Source organism: Actinoallomurus spadix (assembly GCF_024055725.1).
Taxonomy (GTDB): Bacteria; Actinomycetota; Actinomycetes; order Streptosporangiales; family Streptosporangiaceae; genus Actinoallomurus; species Actinoallomurus spadix.
This window is the reverse complement of sequence record NZ_JAMXMX010000007.1, coordinates 178,760-196,965: the sequence shown is the minus strand read 5'-3', so window position 1 is coordinate 196,965 and position 18,206 is coordinate 178,760. Positions and strand designations below refer to the sequence as shown.

At 72.0% G+C, this 18,206-nt stretch carries 13 protein-coding genes; 7 read left to right on the top strand and 6 right to left on the bottom strand.

Annotated features, from left to right (window positions below):
• The first annotated feature begins 7 nt into the window (after nucleotides 1-7).
• Entirely contained in the window at nucleotides 8-1,426 is a 1,419-nt protein-coding gene (locus tag NE235_RS12540) for a M1 family metallopeptidase (protein ID WP_252802119.1), read from the top strand.
• 107 nt (nucleotides 1,427-1,533) lie between these two features.
• On the opposite strand, the gene NE235_RS12535 is transcribed toward NE235_RS12540, so the two are convergent.
• From NE235_RS12535 to NE235_RS12515, 5 genes are all read right to left on the bottom strand, one after another.
• Nucleotides 1,534-2,859, bottom strand: a complete 1,326-nt coding sequence (locus tag NE235_RS12535) for an extracellular solute-binding protein (RefSeq protein ID WP_252802117.1) — start codon at nucleotides 2,857-2,859, stop codon at nucleotides 1,534-1,536.
• Nucleotides 2,860-2,861: 2 nt separating this feature from the next.
• Entirely contained in the window at nucleotides 2,862-4,940 is a 2,079-nt protein-coding gene (locus NE235_RS12530) for a vWA domain-containing protein (protein WP_252802115.1), read from the bottom strand.
• Nucleotides 4,941-5,052: 112 nt separating this feature from the next.
• Nucleotides 5,053-6,264 (bottom strand): threonine ammonia-lyase, encoded by a 1,212-nt coding sequence (gene ilvA, locus NE235_RS12525; protein ID WP_252802114.1) that lies wholly within the window; start codon nucleotides 6,262-6,264, stop codon nucleotides 5,053-5,055.
• Between the two features lie 94 nt (nucleotides 6,265-6,358).
• Entirely contained in the window at nucleotides 6,359-7,285 is a 927-nt protein-coding gene (locus NE235_RS12520; protein ID WP_252802112.1) for an ROK family protein, read from the bottom strand.
• A complete protein-coding gene (locus tag NE235_RS12515; protein WP_252802110.1) occupies nucleotides 7,282-8,475 on the bottom strand; it encodes an FIST signal transduction protein in 1,194 nt (397 codons plus the stop codon). The genes NE235_RS12520 and NE235_RS12515 overlap by 4 nt, the downstream gene beginning before the upstream one ends.
• A gap of 213 nt (nucleotides 8,476-8,688) precedes the next feature.
• Here NE235_RS12515 and NE235_RS12510 point away from each other — a divergent pair, with 213 nt between their 5' ends.
• The 3 genes from NE235_RS12510 (at nucleotide 8,689) to NE235_RS12500 (ending at nucleotide 12,798) form a co-directional block, all read left to right on the top strand.
• On the top strand, nucleotides 8,689-10,071 hold the full coding sequence (locus NE235_RS12510) for a sigma 54-interacting transcriptional regulator (protein ID WP_252802109.1): 1,383 nt from the start codon (nucleotides 8,689-8,691) through the stop codon (nucleotides 10,069-10,071).
• A gap of 100 nt (nucleotides 10,072-10,171) precedes the next feature.
• Nucleotides 10,172-12,136 carry a VWA domain-containing protein gene (locus NE235_RS12505; RefSeq protein ID WP_252802107.1) on the top strand — a complete coding sequence of 655 codons (1,965 nt, stop codon included), beginning with the start codon at nucleotides 10,172-10,174 and terminating at the stop codon, nucleotides 12,134-12,136.
• A 68-nt stretch (nucleotides 12,137-12,204) separates the two neighbouring features.
• Nucleotides 12,205-12,798: a hypothetical protein gene (locus NE235_RS12500; protein ID WP_252802105.1), complete on the top strand. Its 594-nt coding sequence runs from the start codon at nucleotides 12,205-12,207 to the stop codon at nucleotides 12,796-12,798.
• Here the strand turns inward: NE235_RS12500 and NE235_RS12495 are convergent.
• Nucleotides 12,795-13,952 carry a cystathionine gamma-synthase gene (locus NE235_RS12495; RefSeq protein WP_252802103.1) on the bottom strand — a complete coding sequence of 386 codons (1,158 nt, stop codon included), beginning with the start codon at nucleotides 13,950-13,952 and terminating at the stop codon, nucleotides 12,795-12,797. The genes NE235_RS12500 and NE235_RS12495 overlap by 4 nt on opposite strands.
• Nucleotides 13,953-14,131: 179 nt before the next feature.
• On the opposite strand from NE235_RS12495, the gene NE235_RS12490 reads away from it, so the two are divergent.
• The 3 genes from NE235_RS12490 to NE235_RS12480 all read left to right on the top strand — a co-directional run bounded on the left by NE235_RS12490 (nucleotide 14,132) and on the right by NE235_RS12480 (nucleotide 18,107).
• A complete protein-coding gene (locus tag NE235_RS12490) occupies nucleotides 14,132-16,294 on the top strand; it encodes an MMPL family transporter (protein ID WP_252802101.1) in 2,163 nt (720 codons plus the stop codon).
• A gap of 302 nt (nucleotides 16,295-16,596) precedes the next feature.
• Nucleotides 16,597-17,634 carry an amidase domain-containing protein gene (locus tag NE235_RS38140; protein WP_252802099.1) on the top strand — a complete coding sequence of 346 codons (1,038 nt, stop codon included), beginning with the start codon at nucleotides 16,597-16,599 and terminating at the stop codon, nucleotides 17,632-17,634.
• Nucleotides 17,635-17,654: 20 nt separating this feature from the next.
• Nucleotides 17,655-18,107 (top strand): Cif family virulence factor, encoded by a 453-nt coding sequence (locus NE235_RS12480; protein ID WP_252802097.1) that lies wholly within the window; start codon nucleotides 17,655-17,657, stop codon nucleotides 18,105-18,107.
• Nucleotides 18,108-18,206: the final 99 nt, after the last annotated feature.

The following is an 18,206-nucleotide window of genomic DNA, read 5'->3' as shown; positions in this document are numbered from 1 at the left end:
GAGGTGCATGGCAAGGCTTACCCCACGAGCTCTGTCGATCGCCGCCATCGTGGCGGCGGCCGGTCTGCTCACCCCCCTGTCCGCCGCCCAGGCCAAGGCCGGGTTCACCCCCGGCGCGCCCGGCGCCGGCGACCCGTACTTCCCCGACATGGGCAACGGCGGTTACGACGCCCGGCACTACAGCCTGTCCCTGGCGTACGACGCCGGCACGAAGGCGATCGACGCCGAGGCCAGGATCTCCGCGACCGCGACGCAGAACCTCTCCCGGTTCGACCTGGACCTCCTCGGTCCGCTGAAGGTCGGCAAGGTCAAGGTCGACGGGCACACCGCGAAGTTCGAGCGCACCGGCGCGCAGGAGCTCGTGATCACTCCCCCGCACGGCCTGCGCAAGGGCCGGTCGTTCACGGTGGACGTCACGTATTCCGGCGTCCCGCAAATGATCAACGACAAGGCGCTCGGCATCTCCGGCTGGATCCAGACGCACGACGGCGCGGTGGCGCTGTCCCAGCCGTTCGGCTCGGCGACCTGGTACCCCGTCAACGACAGCACCGCCGACAAGGCCACGTACGACTTCACCATCACGGTGCCGAAGGGCCTGCAGGTGCTGGCGAACGGCGAGCCGGCCGGCACCCGCACGCACGGGGCGACCACGACCTTCCGCTGGGTGGACAAGCAGCCGACCGCGAGCGAGCTCGTCATGGTCGCGATCGGCCACTTCGACGTCAAGGACACCCGCACGCCGAGCGGCCTGCGCAACATCACCGCCGTCGACCCGGCCGCGGTGAAGTCCGCCACGGCCTCCGACGACTTCAACCGGGCCACGGCCGACATCATCGACTGGGAGCAGAAGCTGTACGGCCGCTACCCGTTCGGCTCGGTCGGCGGCATCGACGTGCTCGCCCCGGCCGTCGGCTACTCCCTGGAGACGCAGGGCCGTCCGGTGTACGCCCGGCGGTCGGCGGGCGCGATCCCGAGCGCGGGCCTGCTCGCCCACGAGCTGGGGCACCAGTGGTTCGGCGACGCCGTGACCCCGGCGCAGTGGAAGCACATCTGGCTGAACGAGGGCTTCGCGACCTACTCCGAGTGGCTCTACAGCGAGCAGCACGGCGGTCAGACGGCGCAGCAGCTGTTCGACCAGGCGTACGACTCCCCGGACACCGACTGGAGCGGCAAGGTCGCCGACCCGGGCCGTGACCACATCTTCGACGACCTGACCTACACGCGGGCCGCGATGACGATCCACCAGATCCGCAAGGCCGTCGGCGACAAGGCGTTCTTCCAGCTGATCAAGGCGTGGCCGGCGGCGCACCGCTACGGCAACGCCACGACGGCGCAGTTCGTCTCGTTCACCGAGCACTTCACCCACGAGGACCTGGACAAGCTGTTCCAGGCGTGGGTCTACAGCGAGGGCAAGCCCGCCCTCTGACCTCCCGTACGACGCGGCCCGGCGATCTCTGTGAGATCACCGGGCCGCTCACCGTTCGAAGGCCACCACCCGTCGACCACGATCACTTCGACGCAGTTGCCGCCGGGTCAGCAGGTGCCCTGTCGGCCGTTGAGGGCGGCGGTGAGGGCGTGGGCCAGTTCACGGGGAGTTGGCGCGCGTGCGCCGGGCACCCGGTCGTGCGCGCCCAGGACCTTCAGGACGCAGCGGCGGAAGGTCTCGCTGAACTGCGCGTAGTACGGGGTGACCGAGCGGAGGCGGGCATGGTAGAGCGCGGCCTGGAGGGTGTTCGCGAACTCGCTGAACCGCTGCGGGGACGGGAGCTCGTCGGGCCGGTACTTCGGGTCCGGGCAGGGCGTCACCCCTTCGAAGGCCGAGGTACGGGACGGGGTGAAGCCGCCGCAGGAGAACATGCGGCGCTGGGCGTCCGTGCCGGTGAGGAAGTCGATGAGCGCGCGGCTGTCCGCCTTGTGCCTGGAGTGGGCGGAGACCGCGAGGTCCCATCCGCCGAGGACGCTGACGCCCGTTCCCGGGAGGGTCGTCACCTGAAACCCGTCACCGACGCGCGGGTCGGCGATGAGCTGCCGGAAGGCGTACGGCCAGTTGCGCATGAGTCCCGTGGCGTGGTCGGCGAAGGCGTCGAAGGAGCCGTCCTCCTCGTACGAGCGGGAGCGGGCCAGGGCCGGGTTCGCGGTGGCCAGGCGGTCGATCCCCGCCAGTACGATCGCGGCGGTCCTCTCGTCGACCTTGTCGATGGGGCCGCTGAGGACCGCCCTCCGCTGGGTGTTCCAGATGACCTCCAGCGTGTTGACGGTGAGTCCCTCGTAGTCCTTCAGCTGGGTCGCGTAGCCCCGGCCGAGCAGGTCGTCCCACGAGCTCGGTGCCCGGTCGCCGCGCCGGACGTAGAGCAGGCCGGCGTCGGTGTACCAGGGGACCGCGTACTGGCGCCCTCGCCACCGGCCCGTCTCCAGGGTCTGCGGCACGAAGTCGCCCGGGTCGTCGAGCCGGGAGCTGTCGACCGGCGCGAGGAGACCCCGCCGGACGTACTCCGGGATCCACGCGATGTCGGCGACGACGACGTCGTAGGCGCAGCTTCCCGAGCCGAGGGCCGCGGCGAGCTGGCTGCGCACGTCGTCGGTCGACCGCGCTATCTCGACGAAGGTCGCCGGCGTGCCGGGGTGCTCCTTGTTCCACTGGTCGATCAGGGCGCGCCGCTGGAAGTCGGGGCTGATGTCGACGTCCGCGGCGACGACCAGGCCGTGATGTTCTCCGCAGCCCGCGACGGCCGGGCGGTAGGACAGCGACCACTTCACGCCGGGCAGGATGACCAGCGTCAGCGCCGCGGCCACGATGGAGGCGGCGAGGCGTCTGCGCCGCCTCGCGCGCCCGTTCCGGTACCCCGTGCCGACGGCCATCGCTATCCCCCGGAGATCTCGGACGCGATGAGGCCGGCGAAGTCGTCGGTCGTGAGCTGTGCCCGGTCGAGGCAGGAGCCCGGGCCGAAGGCGCCGGCGAAGTCCCTGACCGGCGGATCGTCGCAGCCCGAAGGGCCGGTCAGCACGGTCAGGACGCGGAGGGCGGGGAAGCGGGCCCTGATCTGCCCGGCGAGGTCGCGTGCCCGCCGGGCGGCGTCCTGCGGGTCGGTCTTCGGCTGCCCGTCGGTGAGCAGGAGCAGGGTCTGTTTCCCCTGCTTCAGCCACGGGAGTGCCTGCCCGACCGCCGTGACGAGGTCCAGGTCCCGTCCATCGGTGGTGGCCCGGTGCACCGCGCCGAGGACGTTATCGAAGGCGGTCCCGTCGCCGGTGTCACCGATCGGTCCGGTCGCCGGGTGGGTGACGCTCGAGAAGAAGAACAGACGGGTCGGGGTCCCCGACCGGACGTCGGCCATGACGCGCTCGGCCAGTCCTTGCGCCCGCGCCAGGCGCGGCCCGCCGGCCACGGTGTTGGCCATCGAGCCGGAGACGTCGATCATCAGGGTCACGGGGTACTTCGGCCGGGCCTTGTCGTAACAGTCGAGGCCACGGCTCAGCGATCCGCTACAGCCGGAGGCGTGGAGCGCGGGGCGCGACACGGTCTCCGGCACGTCGTTCCGCTGGCTCTGCAGGATCTTCCGGTACGGCGTGCTCGCCGGGAACCGTCCCGCCGCGGTGCGCAGTCCCTCGTGGGTCAGCTCGCCGTGCTCGAGCCAGTGGGAGAAGTCGTCGACGGCCTGGGCACGCCGGCCGGTGTCCTCACCGGGCCAGCGCAGATGGACGAACGGGTGGTCCAGCAGCGGCAGGTCGCTGGTGTAGAACGGGTAGAGCCGCCACTTCGCGGAGGGGACGCGCCCGGGGCAGGACACGTCCTGCCGCAGGTCGTCGCCGCGGTCATAACGCGCGAGGACGCTCTCCGGGACGACGACCGCCGTGTTCGTGGGCGGGCTCTTCCCGGCCGCGTCGTCGGCACGGAACCGGCACAGCAGCGAGGTGGCGTCACCGGTGGAGAGCGGACTCTGGTCGAGTGATCCCTCCACGTCCTCGTCGGAGGCTCGGTCCGCCGCGCGTAACGCCTGGTACAGGACCGGGGTCGACAGCAGCGCGGACTCGGAGGTGTCGGGGGAAGGGCGCACCACCGAGTTGACGATCCGGTAGGTCCGGAAGGTCTGAAGCAGTGCGGCCAGGCTCGGGCGGCCCGCGTCGCCTCCCAGGTCGGGGCGGTCGGCGTCGGCGAAGACGCCCAGGACCATGGGTGAGGTGCCGACCGATCCGGCCGCGTGGACGCTGCCGGCTTCGACGCGTATCGGGTTCTGGGTGAGGGAGCACGAGTCACCGCTGTCGAGGCGGTCCCGTACCCAGTCGACGGTCTCGCCGCTGTCGGGGATCCAGATGTCCGGTCGCGGGCCCAGCAGTGCCAGCCGTGACGGGAGCTTCGAACAGTCGAGCCGGTCGAGTGCCGACTCCGGGCTCACCCAGCCACCGGCCAGGCCGTTCTTGAGCCGGTCGAGTGAGGAGATCGTGGCGACGGTCACGGTCACCGTCCGGCAGCCGTTCCCCGACGTCTCGGCGGCGTAGCGGTGGGCCGCTTCGGTCAGCAGAGCGGCGTTCTCGGGGCCGGTGACCACCCGGAGGTCCATCGGCTCTCCGCAGACCTCGTGGTGCGTCAGCGAAGGCCAGAGCCGGTCCGTCGTGTAGGGCACCACGCTCGTCACGAGGAAGTAGACGGCCGTGGCGGCGGCGATCCCGGGGAGACCGCGGACCGTCCATCGCGCCGCGCCCGACACGACGATCTCGATGTAGTCGGCGATTCCGGAGCCCGGCGAGGACGGCGACTCGATCCAGCGCAGCAGCACTGCGGCCAGAACGACCGCCACGGCCATGATGCCGAGGAAGAAGAGTAACTGCTCCCAGAACGGCCACTTGGTCGCGTAGAAGGTGAAGAAGGCTCCGGGCCCCTGGAGCAGCGCGATGGTCAGCTGGACCACTCGGTGTCGCTTCGTGGCGCGATCGACCGAGGACATCTCACTTCCCAACGAGCGACTACGACGAAGGATCCAGGTAACGAGCCTCTGACATCAGGCCCCCGAGCGCCATAACGGTTTCATAACGCCTCGGTCACCGAGGACCGGCCGGTCAGCCGAAGCTCAGCGTGTACCCCTCCGCGCGCAGGCGGCCGAGGACCTCGTCACAGTGGTCCGGGCCCCGGGTCTCCAGATGCAGGGACACCTCGACCTCGTCCACGTTGAGCCGGGCGGCGGTCCGCTGGTGAACGACGTCCAGGACGTTGACCCCGAGCTCGGCCAGCTCACCGAGCAGCGTGACGAGCGCGCCGGGCCGGTCCGGGAGCCGTACACGGAACATCAGGTAGCGGCCGGCCACCGCCAGCCCGTGACGAAGCACCTTCGACAGCAGCAGCGGGTCGATGTTCCCGCCGGACAGCACCGTCACCACGGGCGGCTCGAACATGTGCGGCCGGTCCAGCAGCGCGGCGACGCCGACCGCACCGGCGGGCTCCACCACCTGCTTGGAGCGTTCTAGGCAGTTGAGCAGCGCCCGGGAGATCGTCTCCTCGGAGACGGTGACGACCGAGTCGACGAGCTTGGAGACCAGCTCGAAGGTGAGGTCACCCGGCCGGCCGACCGCGATGCCGTCGGCCATCGTGGCCGACGGCGCCACGGAGACGGGGCGCCCGGCGGCCAGCGACGGCGGGAAGGCCGCCGCGCGCTCGGCCTGAGCGCCGACGACGCGCACGTCCGGGCGGGGCTCCTTGACGGCCGCCGCGATCCCCGCGACCAGGCCACCGCCGCCGACGGGCACCACGATCGTGCGGACGTCCGGGTACTGCTCCAGGATCTCCAGGCCCACCGTGCCCTGCCCCGCCACCACGTCGGGGTGGTCGAACGGATGGATGAAGACGGCTCCGTTCTCCCGTGCGTAGGCCGTGGCTGCCGCCAGGCAGGCGTCGACGCCCGGCCCGCCGAACACGACCTCCGCGCCGTACGCCCGGGTCGCGGCGACCTTCGGCAGCGGCGCGCCCTCCGGCATGAAGACGACGCTCCGGCAGCCGAGCAGGGTCGCGGCCAGCGCGACGCCCTGCGCGTGGTTCCCGGCGCTGGCCGCGACGACGCCGCGCGCCCGCTCCTCCGCACTGAGGCGCGCGATGCGGACGTACGCCCCGCGGGCCTTGAACGATCCCGCGCGCTGGAGGTTCTCGGCCTTGAGCAGAACGGGACCGCCGACCTTCGCCGACAGCGACCGGGACTCCAGGATCGGGGTCGTCACGGTGACATCGCGCAGCACGTCCTGAGCCGCGCGGACCTCATCAACGCCGACGGGACCGCTCATGTCACGAGTCTCCCACGGCGCCGTCCGCACTCAGGGCAGGCGTTCGCCAGACCCTCGCCATGGCGGCGACCGGAGTTTCCGGCCCGGACGCGCCCTACTCGTCCACCGTCCAGTAGCGGTCCTCGGCGAGGACGAAGGCGGCGGCGCCGATCAGGCCCGCCGTCTGGCCCAGCGCGGCCGGGACGACCCGGGCCTGGCGGGCGAAGTCCATGCGGGCGTGGGCCCGCAGCGTGTCCTCCAGCGGCCGGAACAGCAGTGGCCCCGCCTGGGACAGGCCGCCGCCGATCGCGACGACCTCCAGATCGCACAGGTGGGTCGCGGAGGCGATCGCCACACCGAGCGCCCAGCCCGCGCGGTTCATCGCCCGCACGGCGATGGGGTGCCCCCGGGCGGCGTCGTCGGCGAGCTCCTTGGCGGTCTCGCCGGTCCAGCCCTGCTCCCGTGCCCACGCCGCCAGGCCGGGGCCTCGCGCGATCGCCTCCAGGCAGCCGCGGCCGCCGCACTCACAGGAGGGCCCCTCATGGTCGACGATCACGTGGCCGATGTGCCCCGCGTTGCCGCTGACACCGTCGACGAGGCGGCCGCCGAGGATCAGGCCGCCGCCCACGCCGGTCGAGACGACCATGCCCAGCATGTCGGTGCGCCCGCGGCCCGCGCCGCGCCAGTGCTCCCCGACCGCGACGGCGACCGCGTCGTTGTGGATCCGGACCGGCAGGCCCGGGTACCGCTCCTGCAGCCGCTCGCGCAGCGGGAACCCGCGCCACGCCGGGATGTTGAGCGGCGAGACCTTCCCGCCCGGCCAGCTCATCGGGCCGCCGCAGCCGACCCCGACGCCGACCGGCCGCGTGTCGGGCAGCCGGTCGATCAGGCTGAGCATGGTCCGCCAGAGGGTCTCGGCTTCGGCGTGCGGCGGCTGCGGCGTCGCCATGCGCTCGTACGCGGCGATCCGCCCGCCCGGCTCGACATGCGCGACCGCCAGCTTGGTGCCGCCGATGTCGACCGCGAGGACACAGCCCGTCACGCGGGACCCTCCTTGCCGCCGGGCCCGAAGGCCAGGATGGACGCGGTGAAGCTGTGGACGTGGTTGCGCCCCGCGACCGGCCCGATCTCCCCCGCGGCGAAGAACCCGCCGACGCCGGGTCCGCCGAGCACCTCGCGCAGCGTGCGCACGTCATGGTCGGAGTCGACGAACATCGCGCGGCCCCGGCCCGTGCACGAGAACAGCAGCGCGCCCTCGATGGGCGTCAGGTCCAGGTCGCCCAGGAGGCGACCGAGGTCCTCGTCCGCCGCGTCGGCGTCGCGCACGTGGAAGCGGACGGTGCGGCCGATCTCGATGATCTCCCCGGCCGCGAGCGCGCCCACCTCGGGGTCCGCGCCGATCACCCCGCGGACCAGGAAGTCGCCGCGCTCCTGCCGCTCGGCGTACTCGTCCATGGCCACGCCGATGAGCAGGCCCGCCTCGACGAGCCCGCGCTCGTCCTCCGGCAGCCCGCCGACGATCTCCTCCAGCTTGGCCAGCGCGGGCATGCCGGCCAGTTCGTACAGGATGTTGTCCTCGGCCTTGGTGACGACCATGGTCGGGCCGATGGGCCGGGCGCCCTGGCTGACGACGGTGGAGGTCATCACCGAGCCGCCGAGGAGCACTCCGACGGCGCCGGAGTCGGCGATCTCGCCGTCCGCGAAGAGCCGGGTGGTCCCGCGGCCGCCCGGGCCGGTCGCCAGGCCGCCCACGAGCGGGAGGCCGGGCAGCACCTCGCCGGACCGCTCGACGAACGCGTCCACCGGGAAGCTGTACGGGTCGGCGAGCAGCACCGCCACCACGTCGTCGTCACGGGTCTGCGGCATGCCCACGACCGCCAGGCGCGACGTCGCCTCGTCGTCCGACCCGGGGAACTTGAGCGTCTCGAGCCGGAACGGCTCGACGCGCGCCTCCGGGAGGCACGCCGCCCAGGCGCTGACCGCGCTGACCCCCTCGACTCCGTGACTGCCGCCGATCACCCCGGGCGCGCCGCAGCCGATGACGTTGGGGGTGCCCGCGACCTCCATCGCCCGCTGCGCCGCCGGCTCGACGGCCTCCGGGCTCGGCGCGGACACGAAGACGAACACCAGATCCGGAGGGCCGTCCAGCGGGGCCACCGCCTGTGCCACCGCGGACTCCGCGGCCGCGACCAGGTCCGGACCGACCGCCAGCCCGTCGCCGAAACGCGCCATTCGCCCCCCTCCCCTCCACCGTGGGTCCGATGCTTACGGTCTACCACAGCCGCCTGACGAAGCCACGGGTCAATGATCGGCTTCGTGGGGCGACGCGCCCCCCGGTCGGATGCGGCGGCGGGGTTCCCGGCATAGGGTCGGGAACATTGACGCTGAAGAACGTACTGCGCCACGACGGACGCCGGCCGTCCGGCGAGTGAGGAGCGGTGCCCAGTGAATACGCGACCGACGACGCTCGGGGAGCTCCGGGCGACCGGCCATGTCCACCGGTCCGTGAAGGCCGAGATCCGGCACAACCTGCTCGCGCGGCTCCGCTCCGGAGAGCCCCGGTTCCCGGGCATCGTGGGGTTCGACGGCACGGTTCTGCCGCACGTCGAGCGCGCGCTCCTCGCCGGGCACGACCTCGTCCTGCTCGGTGAGCGCGGTCAGGGCAAGTCCCGGCTGATCCGCACGCTGGGCGGGCTGCTGGACGAGTGGACTCCCATCGTCGAGGGCTGTGAGATCAACGACCACCCGTACGCCCCGGTGTGCGTGCGCTGCCGCCGGCTGCTCGCCGAGGCGGGCGACGACCTGCCGGTGGCCTGGAAACACCGGGACGAGCGGTACGGCGAGAAGCTCGCCACGCCGGACACGAGCGTCGGCGACCTCATCGGCGACATCGACCCGATCAAGGTCGCGGAGGGCCGCACGCTCGGCGACCCGGAGACGGTGCACTACGGCCTCGTGCCACGGACGAACCGCGGCGTCTTCTGCGTCAACGAGCTGCCCGACCTCGCCGAGCGCATCCAGGTCTCGCTGCTGAACGTCCTGGAGGAGCGGGACGTGCAGATCCGCGGCTACAACCTGCGGCTGCCGCTCGACATCCTGCTGGTGGCCAGCGCGAACCCGGAGGACTACACCAACCGCGGCCGGATCATCACGCCGCTGAAGGACCGCTTCGGCGCGGAGATCCGCACCCACTATCCCCTCGACGTCGACGAGGAGCTCGTCCTGATCGGCCAGGAGGCCGAGGTCGCGGCGGCGGTGCCGGTGCACCTGATGGAGGTCATCGCGCGGTTCACCCGGCTGGTGCGCGAATCCCCGGCGGTCGACACGCGGTCCGGCGTGTCCGCGCGGTTCGCGATCGCCGCGACCGAGACGGTCGCCGCCTCCGCGCTGCGCCGCTCCGCGCTGGCCGGTGAGGAGCAGCCGGTGGCACGCGTCTGCGACCTGCCCTCGATCGTGCCGACGCTCCTCGGCAAGGTCGAGTTCGAGGTGAGCGAGGAGGGCCGTGAGGAGGAGGTGCTGGCGCACCTGCTCCGCCGGGCGACCGCGGAGACCTGGCGGCGCACGCTCGGGCCGGTCGACCTGAGCGGCCTGCTCGACCGGTTCGACCGCGGCGCCACGGTCGGCTCCGGTGAGCTGGTCGCGGCGGCCGACCTGCTGCACCGCATCGGCCCGGTGCCCGGCCTGTCCCGGATCATGAACGCCCTCGGCATGGAGGGCGAGTCGCCGGGTCACGCGGCGGCGGCGCTGGAGTTCGCCCTGGAAGGGCTGTACCTCATGCGCCGGCTGTCCAAGGACACCGAGGACGGCACCACGACCTACCGGACGTGACGGGGGCCCGGACCCCGTCATCTTCCCGTTCCGGCGGAGGCCGGGACGGGAGCGAGCCCCGGCTCGGTGCGGGCCGGGCGTAGCGAGGGAGGAGGTCGCCGTGGCCGGATACCGCTACGGTCCGTACCACGAGGGGCCGGACCCGCTCGCCCCTCCGTACGACGTGCGCGCCGCGCTGGACGCCATGGGCGATTCGATGCTGGAGGGCACGAACCCCGGTGACGCGCTGCGCGACCTGCTGCGCCGCGGCCTGCCCGGCGAGCGGCGGCGGCGCGGGCTGGACGACCTTCTGCGGCAGGTCCGGTCCCGCCGGCAGGAGCTGCGCGGGCGCGGCCGGCTCGACGGCACGCTGGAGGAGGCGCGGGCGCTGCTCGACCGGGCGATCGGCCAGGAGCGTGCGGCGCTGTTCCCGGACCCGGGCGACGACGCGCGGCTGCGGGAGGCCGAGCTCGACACCCTGCCGAACGACACCGCGCAGGCGGTGCGCCGGCTCGCGTCGTACGAGTGGCGGTCGCCGGAGGCGCGGCGGACGTTCGAGGAGCTGAAGGACCTGCTGCGCCGTGACGTGCTGGACGCGCAGTTCCGCGGCATGAAGCAGGCCCTGAGCGATCCCGACCCGGCGGCGATGCGGCGGGTCAAGGACATGATGGCCGCGCTCAACGACATGCTGGAGAAGGACGCCCGGGGCGAGCACACCCAGGAGGACTTCGAGGCGTTCATGCGGGAGTACGGCGAGTTCTTCCCGGAGGACCCGCGGAACCTGGAGGAGCTCGTCGACTCCCTGGCGCGGCGCGCCGCCGCGACGGAGCGCCTGCTCGCCTCGCTCACCCCGGACCAGCGGGCGGAGCTGGCGGCGCTGATGGCCCAGACCCTGGAGGACGCCGGGTTGGCCATGGAGATGCAGCGGCTGGGGTCCTCGCTGCGGCAGCGCCGGCCCGACCTGGACTGGTCCGGCTCCGAGCGGATGTCGGGTGAGGACCCGATGTCCGTGGGTGACGCGACGACCGCGCTGGAGGAGCTCGCGGACCTGGCCGAGCTGGAGGGCGCGCTGCGGCAGGACTACCCCGGCGCGCGGCTGGACGACGTCGACGAGGAGGCGGTGCGCCGGGCCCTGGGCCGCCAGGCGGTCGACGACCTCGCCGAGCTGCGCCGCATCGAGGCCGAGCTGGAGCGCCAGGGCTACCTGAAGCGCAAGGGCGGGTCGCTGGAGCTGACGCCGAAGGCGGTGCGGCGCCTCGGGGAGACCGCGCTGCGCCGGGTGTTCGCCCAGCTGGACACGGCCCGGCGCGGCGACCACGACCAGTCCGACGCCGGTCAGGCGGGCGAGCTGACGGGCGGCAGCCGGCCCTGGCAGCACGGCGACGAACAGCCGATCGACGTCGTGCGCACGGTGTCGAACGCCCTGCGCCGTGGCGGGTCGCGTGCGGGCGGAACCGGTGTGCGCCTGACGGTGGACGACTTCGAGGTGCTGGAGACCGAGCGCCGTACGGCGGCGGCGGTGTGCCTGCTGGTCGACCTGTCGTACTCCATGGCGCTGCGCGGCACGTGGGGTTCGGCCAAGCAGACCGCGCTCGCCCTGCACACGCTGGTGGCGAGCAAGTACCCGCAGGACGCGATCCAGGTCATCGGGTTCTCCAACTACGCGCGGGTGCTGCCGCCCACGGAGCTGGCCGGGCTGGACTGGGACATGGTGCAGGGCACGAACCTGCACCACGCGCTGCTCATCGCCGGGCGGCACCTGGAGAAGCACCCCGAGCACGAGCCGATCGTGCTGATCATCACGGACGGCGAGCCGACCGCGCACCTGCTCCGGGACGGCCGGTCGTCGTTCGACTGGCCGCCGTCGCGCGAGACGCTGGAGCTGACGCTCGCCGAGGTGGACAAGATGACCCGGCGGCGCGCGACGCTGAACATCTTCATGCTCGCCGACGACGAGCGCCTCGTCGCGTTCGTGCAGGAGGTCGCGCGGCGCAACGGCGGCCGTGTGTTCGCGCCGACGCCGGACCGGCTGGGCGAGTTCGTCGTACGGGACTACCTGCGGGTCCGCCGGGGCGGGGGCGGGTGATGCGGCCCCGGCCCCGGCGCGGGTCGTCCGGGGAGTTTGGAACGGAGGCTCCGGGCTAAGACCAGACCATGTCGAGCGCCGACCGCCTGCTCCTGTTCCTGCACCTCGGCTTCGCGATCTTCGCCCTGGGGCCGCTGACCGCGGCGACCATGGCGACGCCCCGCTACATCCGCCGGGCCCAGCCGGGCGTCGTGCGCTACCTGAACCGCGCGACCCGGGTCTACGGCCTGCTCACCCTGGGCATCTTCCTGTTCGGCGCGCTCCTGGCGCACGGGCGGTTCGACCAGATGTGGCTGTCGGCGTCGATGACCCTGTTCATCGTCGCCCTCGTGCTGCTGTTCATCGTCGAGCGCGATCAGCGCAAGGCCGTGCACAAGCTCGAGGTCGCCGACGCCGAGCGGCGCCCGGCGCCGGCGGCCGCCGCCCCGCAGTCGGCCGCGGAGACCGCCGCGGCCGAGACGGCCGGCGGCGGCGCCGTCACCGCGCCGGGCGAGGGCCCGGCCGCCGGGGCGGCGGACGCGGGCCCCACGACGCCGGAACCCGCGCCCCGGGCTCCGCTCGGCGAGCCCGCCAAGGTGGAGACCGGCCGGATCGCCACGATCTCCGGCGTCGTCGCGCTCATCTGGCTGGTGATCCTCGTCCTGATGGTCTGGAACGCCTAACTCTCGAGGGCCTGCTCCAGGTCGGCGAGGAGGTCGTCGACGTCCTCGATGCCGACCGACAGGCGTACGAGGTCGCCCGGCACCTCCAGCGGCGAACCGGCGGCGGAGGCGTGCGTCATCCGCCCCGGGTGCTCGATCAGCGACTCGACGCCGCCCAGCGACTCCCCGAGCGTGAAGACCTTCGCCCGCTCGCAGACGCGTACGGCCGCGTCCTCGCCGTCGGCGTGCCGGAAGGACACCATGCCGCCGAACGCCCGCATCTGCTTGGCCGCGACCTCGTGGCCGGGGTCCTGCGGCAGGCCCGGGTAGTGCACGGCGGCGACCCGCGGGTGGCGGCTGAGGAACTCGGCGATCCGCGTGGCGTTGGCGCAGTGCCGGTCCATGCGAACGCCGAGCGTCTTGATGCCGCGCAGGGTCAACCACGCGTCGAACGGCCCGGCGACGGCTCCCATGGCGTTCTGGTGGAACGCCAGCTCCTGGGCGAGCTCGACGTCGGCGGCCACGAGCGCGCCGCCGACCACGTCGGAGTGACCGCCGAGGTACTTGGTGGTCGAGTGCACGACGACGTCGGCGCCGAGGGCGAGCGGGCGCTGGAGGTACGGCGAGGCGAAGGTGTTGTCCACGACGAGGCGGGCGCCCGCCTCCCGTGCCACGTGCGCCAGCGCGGCGATGTCGGCCACGCCGAGCAGCGGGTTCGTGGGGGTCTCGACCCAGATGGCCCTGGTCTCCGGGCGTACGGCGGCGCGCACGGCCTGGACGTCCGTCAGCGGCACCGGGTCGTACGCCACGCCCCACCGGGCGAGGACCTTCGAGATCAGCCGGAACGTGCCGCCGTAGGCGTCATCGGGGATCAGCACGTGGTCGCCCGGCTTGCAGATGGTGCGCAGCAAAGTGTCCTCGGCGGCCATGCCCGAGGCGAACGCGAGACCCCGCACGCCGCCCTCGATCGCGGCGAGGCACTCCTCCAGCGCCGTCCGGGTCGGGTTGGCCGACCGGCTGTACTCGTATCCACCGCGCAGTCCGCCGACGCCGTCCTGCTTGTACGTGGACACCTGATATATCGGCGGAACGACCGCCCCTGTCGCGGGATCGGCCTCTTGACCTGCGTGGATGGCGAGGGTCTCGAAGCCGGTCTCGTGGTTGAAACCGTCCATGCACGCGAGGTTAGTGCCTCTTAGGGGGCGGCTGAGCGGCGCGCCGTCCATACCGGGGGATGATCCGTCTCCACCGTAGGGACTAGGGCGGATATCGACTCTAACGGTGAGGCAAAGCCCGTTTTGCCTGGATATCGTCGGTGCGTTACTCAAAGACACTCTACGAAGGGGAGCCACCCGTGTTCGGATGGCTGGGGCGTGGTGTCGTCAGACACCCTTGGTGGACGATCGTCGCGTGGCTCGTCGCGGCGGCCGTCCTGGTGGTGTTCGCCCCCAAACTGACCACCAAGTCGGACCAGCAGGCGTTCCTGCCGAAGAAGTACGAGTCGGTCGCGGCCTCGACCCTCGCGGAGAAGGCGTTCCCCAGCGGGGATCAAAAGGTCAGCCGGCAGATGGTCGTCGTCAAGCGGAGCGACGGGGGCCCGCTGACCGGCGCCGACCAGCAGAAGATCGGCGAGGCGGCGAAGGCGATCCAGGCCAAGGCCATCCCGGGCGTCCAGCAGGTCGCCACCGACCCGAAGACGACGCTCTCGCAGAACCACAAGGTGCAGCTGATCGTCGTCGGGCTGCCGAACGGCTTCGACAGCAAGACCCAGAAGACAGGCCAGGACGCGGTCAAACAGGTTCGTGACGTGACCGCCGCCCAGCTCAAGGGCAGCGGTCTGGCCTACGGCGTCGCCGGTGACTTCGCCTCCAGCCTGGACAACGAGAAGTCCAACCAGCAGACGATGGAGCTGATCGGACTCGCGACGATCGTCCTGATCATCACGCTGATTTTGATCATCTTCCGCAGCCCGATCGCGGCGTTCCTGCCCATCATCGTGATCGTCCTGGTGTCCCAGGTGGCGAACGCCGTCACCGCGTTCATCGGGAAGGCGTTCGACCTCAGCTTCGACGAGGGCTTCAACGTCATCATCCTCGTCGTCCTGTACGGCATCGGCACCGACTACATCTTGTTCCTGCTCTTCCGGTACCGGGAGCGGCTGCGGGCCGGTGACGACAAGAAGACCGCGATGATCACGAGCGTCGAGCGGGTCGGTGAGGCCATCGCCTCGGCCGCCGGCGCGGTCATCGCCGCGTTCATCGTCCTGGTGCTCGCGTCGTTCAAGGCGTTCGGCTCACTCGGGCCACAGCTGGCGATCGCCGTCGCCGTCATGTTCGTCACGTCGCTGACGCTCGTCCCCGCGATCGTGTCGCTGCTGGGCCGTTTCGTGTTCTGGCCGTCGAAGGCGTGGAAGAAGGAGCCGAAGCCCGGCCTGTGGGTGAAGATCGGCAACGGCGTCGGCCGCCGGCCGGTCGCGGCGGCGCTGGCCTCCGGCATCGTCCTCGTGGCCCTGGCCGCGGGCGCCCTCGCGTTCAAGGCCGACTACGACTTCCAGGCCGCGGCCCCGCAGAACACCGAGTCGGCCAAGGCGATGAAGGACCTGCGGGCGAGCCTGCCATCCGGCCTGACGGCGCCCACCGAGGTGTACGTCCAGGGCAGCGGCCCGCTCGACAAGACCGCGGTGAGCAAGTTCGACCGGACGCTGGCGGGAGCCAAGGGTGTCGGCCAGGTGGCGCCGCCGCAGTTCAGCCAGGACGGAAGCGTCGCCAAGATCACCGTCATCCTCAAGCTGAACCCCAACTCCAACGAGGCGATCAGCCTGGTCAAGGGGCCCTTCCGGGACGTCGCGCACCAGAACGCCCCGCCCGGCACCAAGGTGCTGGTGGGCGGCACCACCGCGGCGTTCGCCGACATCAACACGGTCAACAACCGCGACCTGTCGGTCATCCTCCCGGTGGCGGTCCTGCTGATCGGCCTGATCCTCGCGCTGCTGCTGCGCGCGCTGGTCGCTCCGATCTACCTGGTGATCGCGGTGCTGCTCGGCTTCACGGCCACGCTCGGCGCGACCGTCGGGGTGTTCCAGGGCGCCGAGGGCAAGAGCGGGCTGATGTTCCAGCTCCCGATCATCCTGTACCTCTTCGTCCTGGCGATCGGCACGGACTACAACATCCTGATGATCGCCCGGCTTCGCGAGGAGGCGCAGGAAGGCCATGACCCGCGGCGCGCCGCCGCGCTCGGCATCCAGCACGCCGGGCCGACCGTCGCGGCGGCCGGCGTGATCCTGGCCGGCACCTTCGGAGCCCTGACCCTCTCGCCGGACTCGATGTCGGCGGAGATCGGCTTCGGCGTCGCGATCGGCATCCTGCTGTCCGCCTTCGTCATGTCGGCGTTCTTCGTGCCGTCCATCACGGCGCTGCTGGGCCACAAGGCATGGTGGCCCGGGCACGGCGACGCGGTCCGGCGGCGGGACGAACCGCCGGCGGCGGAGCCGTACGACCTGGTCGACCGCCCGGTCTGACCGGCCGGTGACGCACTGAGGCCCCGGCGGCGCGCTCCTCGCGCCGCCGGGGCTTCGCTTTTCGCCGATTCATTATTCATTGCCGGGAATTCCGCCGTTCGACCTTTCCTTGACAGGGAAATGGGCGGCGATTGAGAATCGGTGCGTCACCGCCCCGCCGACCGGCCGGGCGTTCGGAGATGTACGGGGGTCATCTCTTGAATCGGGCGATTCACAGTTTTGTGTCCGTTCTGTCGTGCGCCGGCACTGCATTGTCACCGCTTTCCGCGTCGCATGCGGCCGCGGACGGCGCACCGTCCAAGGTGACGTTCGCCGCGATCGCGAAGAGATATCTGCAGAGGCGCGCCGACCAGCTGACGCCCGCGGGCGGCGGCCGGCGGGCCAGTGACGCCTCGACCATGGGCGGCGAGCTCGCGCGGACGTTCGCTCAGGAGGCCGTCGCGCTGACGCGGCGCCGCGACGCGCTGCGGCTGATCGACGGCGGTTACCGCAGCGCCGAGGTCGAGGTCACGCCGGGCGCGCTCACCGTCGACGGCTCCCGGGCCAGGCTGGACGTCACCGAGTACACCGAGCTCTTCTTCGCCTCGGTCGCCGCGGACGCACCGTCCGATCACGAGGCCTACGTCCTGCCGCACGACCTGGAGTTCCTGCGATCGGGCGGGGTCTGGCGGGTGACCACCGACCACGCACGGGTGGCGCCCGGCGGGCCGCCGCCCGGCACCCGGCTCGAGTCTCCGCCGCCCGCACCGCCCACGCCGGACGACCCCGCCCCTCGGCCGGGAGACGGGCCGCCGGCCGACACGAGGAGACCCGCCGACGGGGCCCGGGGCGACGTCCCGATGGCGACGCAGGGACTGGGCGCGCGGGAGAAGGCGGCGGCGGTCTGGTACGCGGAGAAGTACTGGTATCACCACAACGGCGCGTACCGCACTTACGCCCAGGATTGCACCAATTTCATCTCCCAGGCCATGCGGCAGGGCGGCTGGCGGTTCATCGGCTCGGGCTTCTGGAGCCGCAAGGACAAGACGAAGTGGTATTACGGGTCGAATACCCATACCACCAGCCATACATGGGCCAATGCGGAGGATTGGGGCATTTTCGCTAGGGACAAGTCCCACCGGACCGCCCGACTCGGCAACGTCTGGTATCTCCAGCCCGGCGACGTCCTCCAAGCCGACTTCGACCCTGGGAGCGGAAAGGACCACAGCATGATCGTGGTGGCGTGGGACCGCCGCGGCGAGCGCTACCTCGACTACCACAGCAACGACACCTGGCATCGAAAGCTCTCCTACCTCCTTCAGCAGTTCCCCCACGCCCGCTGGTACGCCCACCGGACGTGACCCACACCGTAGGAGCCACCGTGACGCCGTATTCGCAGCTCCGCCGGCGCGGGCGCCTGCTCGTCCTCGCCTGCCTGATCATCGCCACGCAGGCGCCGGGCGCCTGCTCGTCCTCCAGCGGGGCCGACTCCCCGCGGGACGTCATGGACGCCTACGTCAAGGCGATCAACGCGAAGGACGAGAAGGCCCTGCTCGCGCTCGTGCGAGACGACCGGCGGCACGACCGCTCGGCCAGGGACGACGCGCACCGGCTCGTCACGCGCGCCGGCGGGGACCTCGTGGTCGATCACCTGGACATCCGCCGGGACGTCGCCCCCGACTTCGCGTCGGTGGGCCTCGTCGGCCACACCGGCCACGGCCCGTACCACGACCAGGTCGTGCTGGTCAGGCACGACGGCCGCTGGTGGCTCGTGCTCGGCGGCGCTCCGGCCCGGAGCCCGGCGCCCACGGCGGCCACCACCCGTCCCGCCTGAGCGACCTCACCGGCCGGCTGACGCGACGAGGCCCCGGTGGCGCGCTCGTCGCACGCACCGGGGCCTCGTCGTCGAGTGTGACCTCGTCGTTCGTTGTGG

Bases quoted from the DNA above. Each gene is read 5' to 3' on its own strand.
- NE235_RS12540 (WP_252802119.1), top strand. From the start codon at position 8: ATGGCAAGGCTTACCCCACGAGCTCTGTCGATCGCCGCCATCGTGGCG.
- NE235_RS12535 (WP_252802117.1), bottom strand. From the start codon at position 2,859: ATGGCCGTCGGCACGGGGTACCGGAACGGGCGCGCGAGGCGGCGCAGA.
- NE235_RS12530 (WP_252802115.1), bottom strand. From the start codon at position 4,940: ATGTCCTCGGTCGATCGCGCCACGAAGCGACACCGAGTGGTCCAGCTG.
- ilvA (WP_252802114.1), bottom strand. From the start codon at position 6,264: ATGAGCGGTCCCGTCGGCGTTGATGAGGTCCGCGCGGCTCAGGACGTG.
- NE235_RS12515 (WP_252802110.1), bottom strand. From the start codon at position 8,475: ATGGCGCGTTTCGGCGACGGGCTGGCGGTCGGTCCGGACCTGGTCGCG.
- NE235_RS12500 (WP_252802105.1), top strand. From the start codon at position 12,205: ATGTCGAGCGCCGACCGCCTGCTCCTGTTCCTGCACCTCGGCTTCGCG.
- NE235_RS12495 (WP_252802103.1), bottom strand. From the start codon at position 13,952: ATGGACGGTTTCAACCACGAGACCGGCTTCGAGACCCTCGCCATCCAC.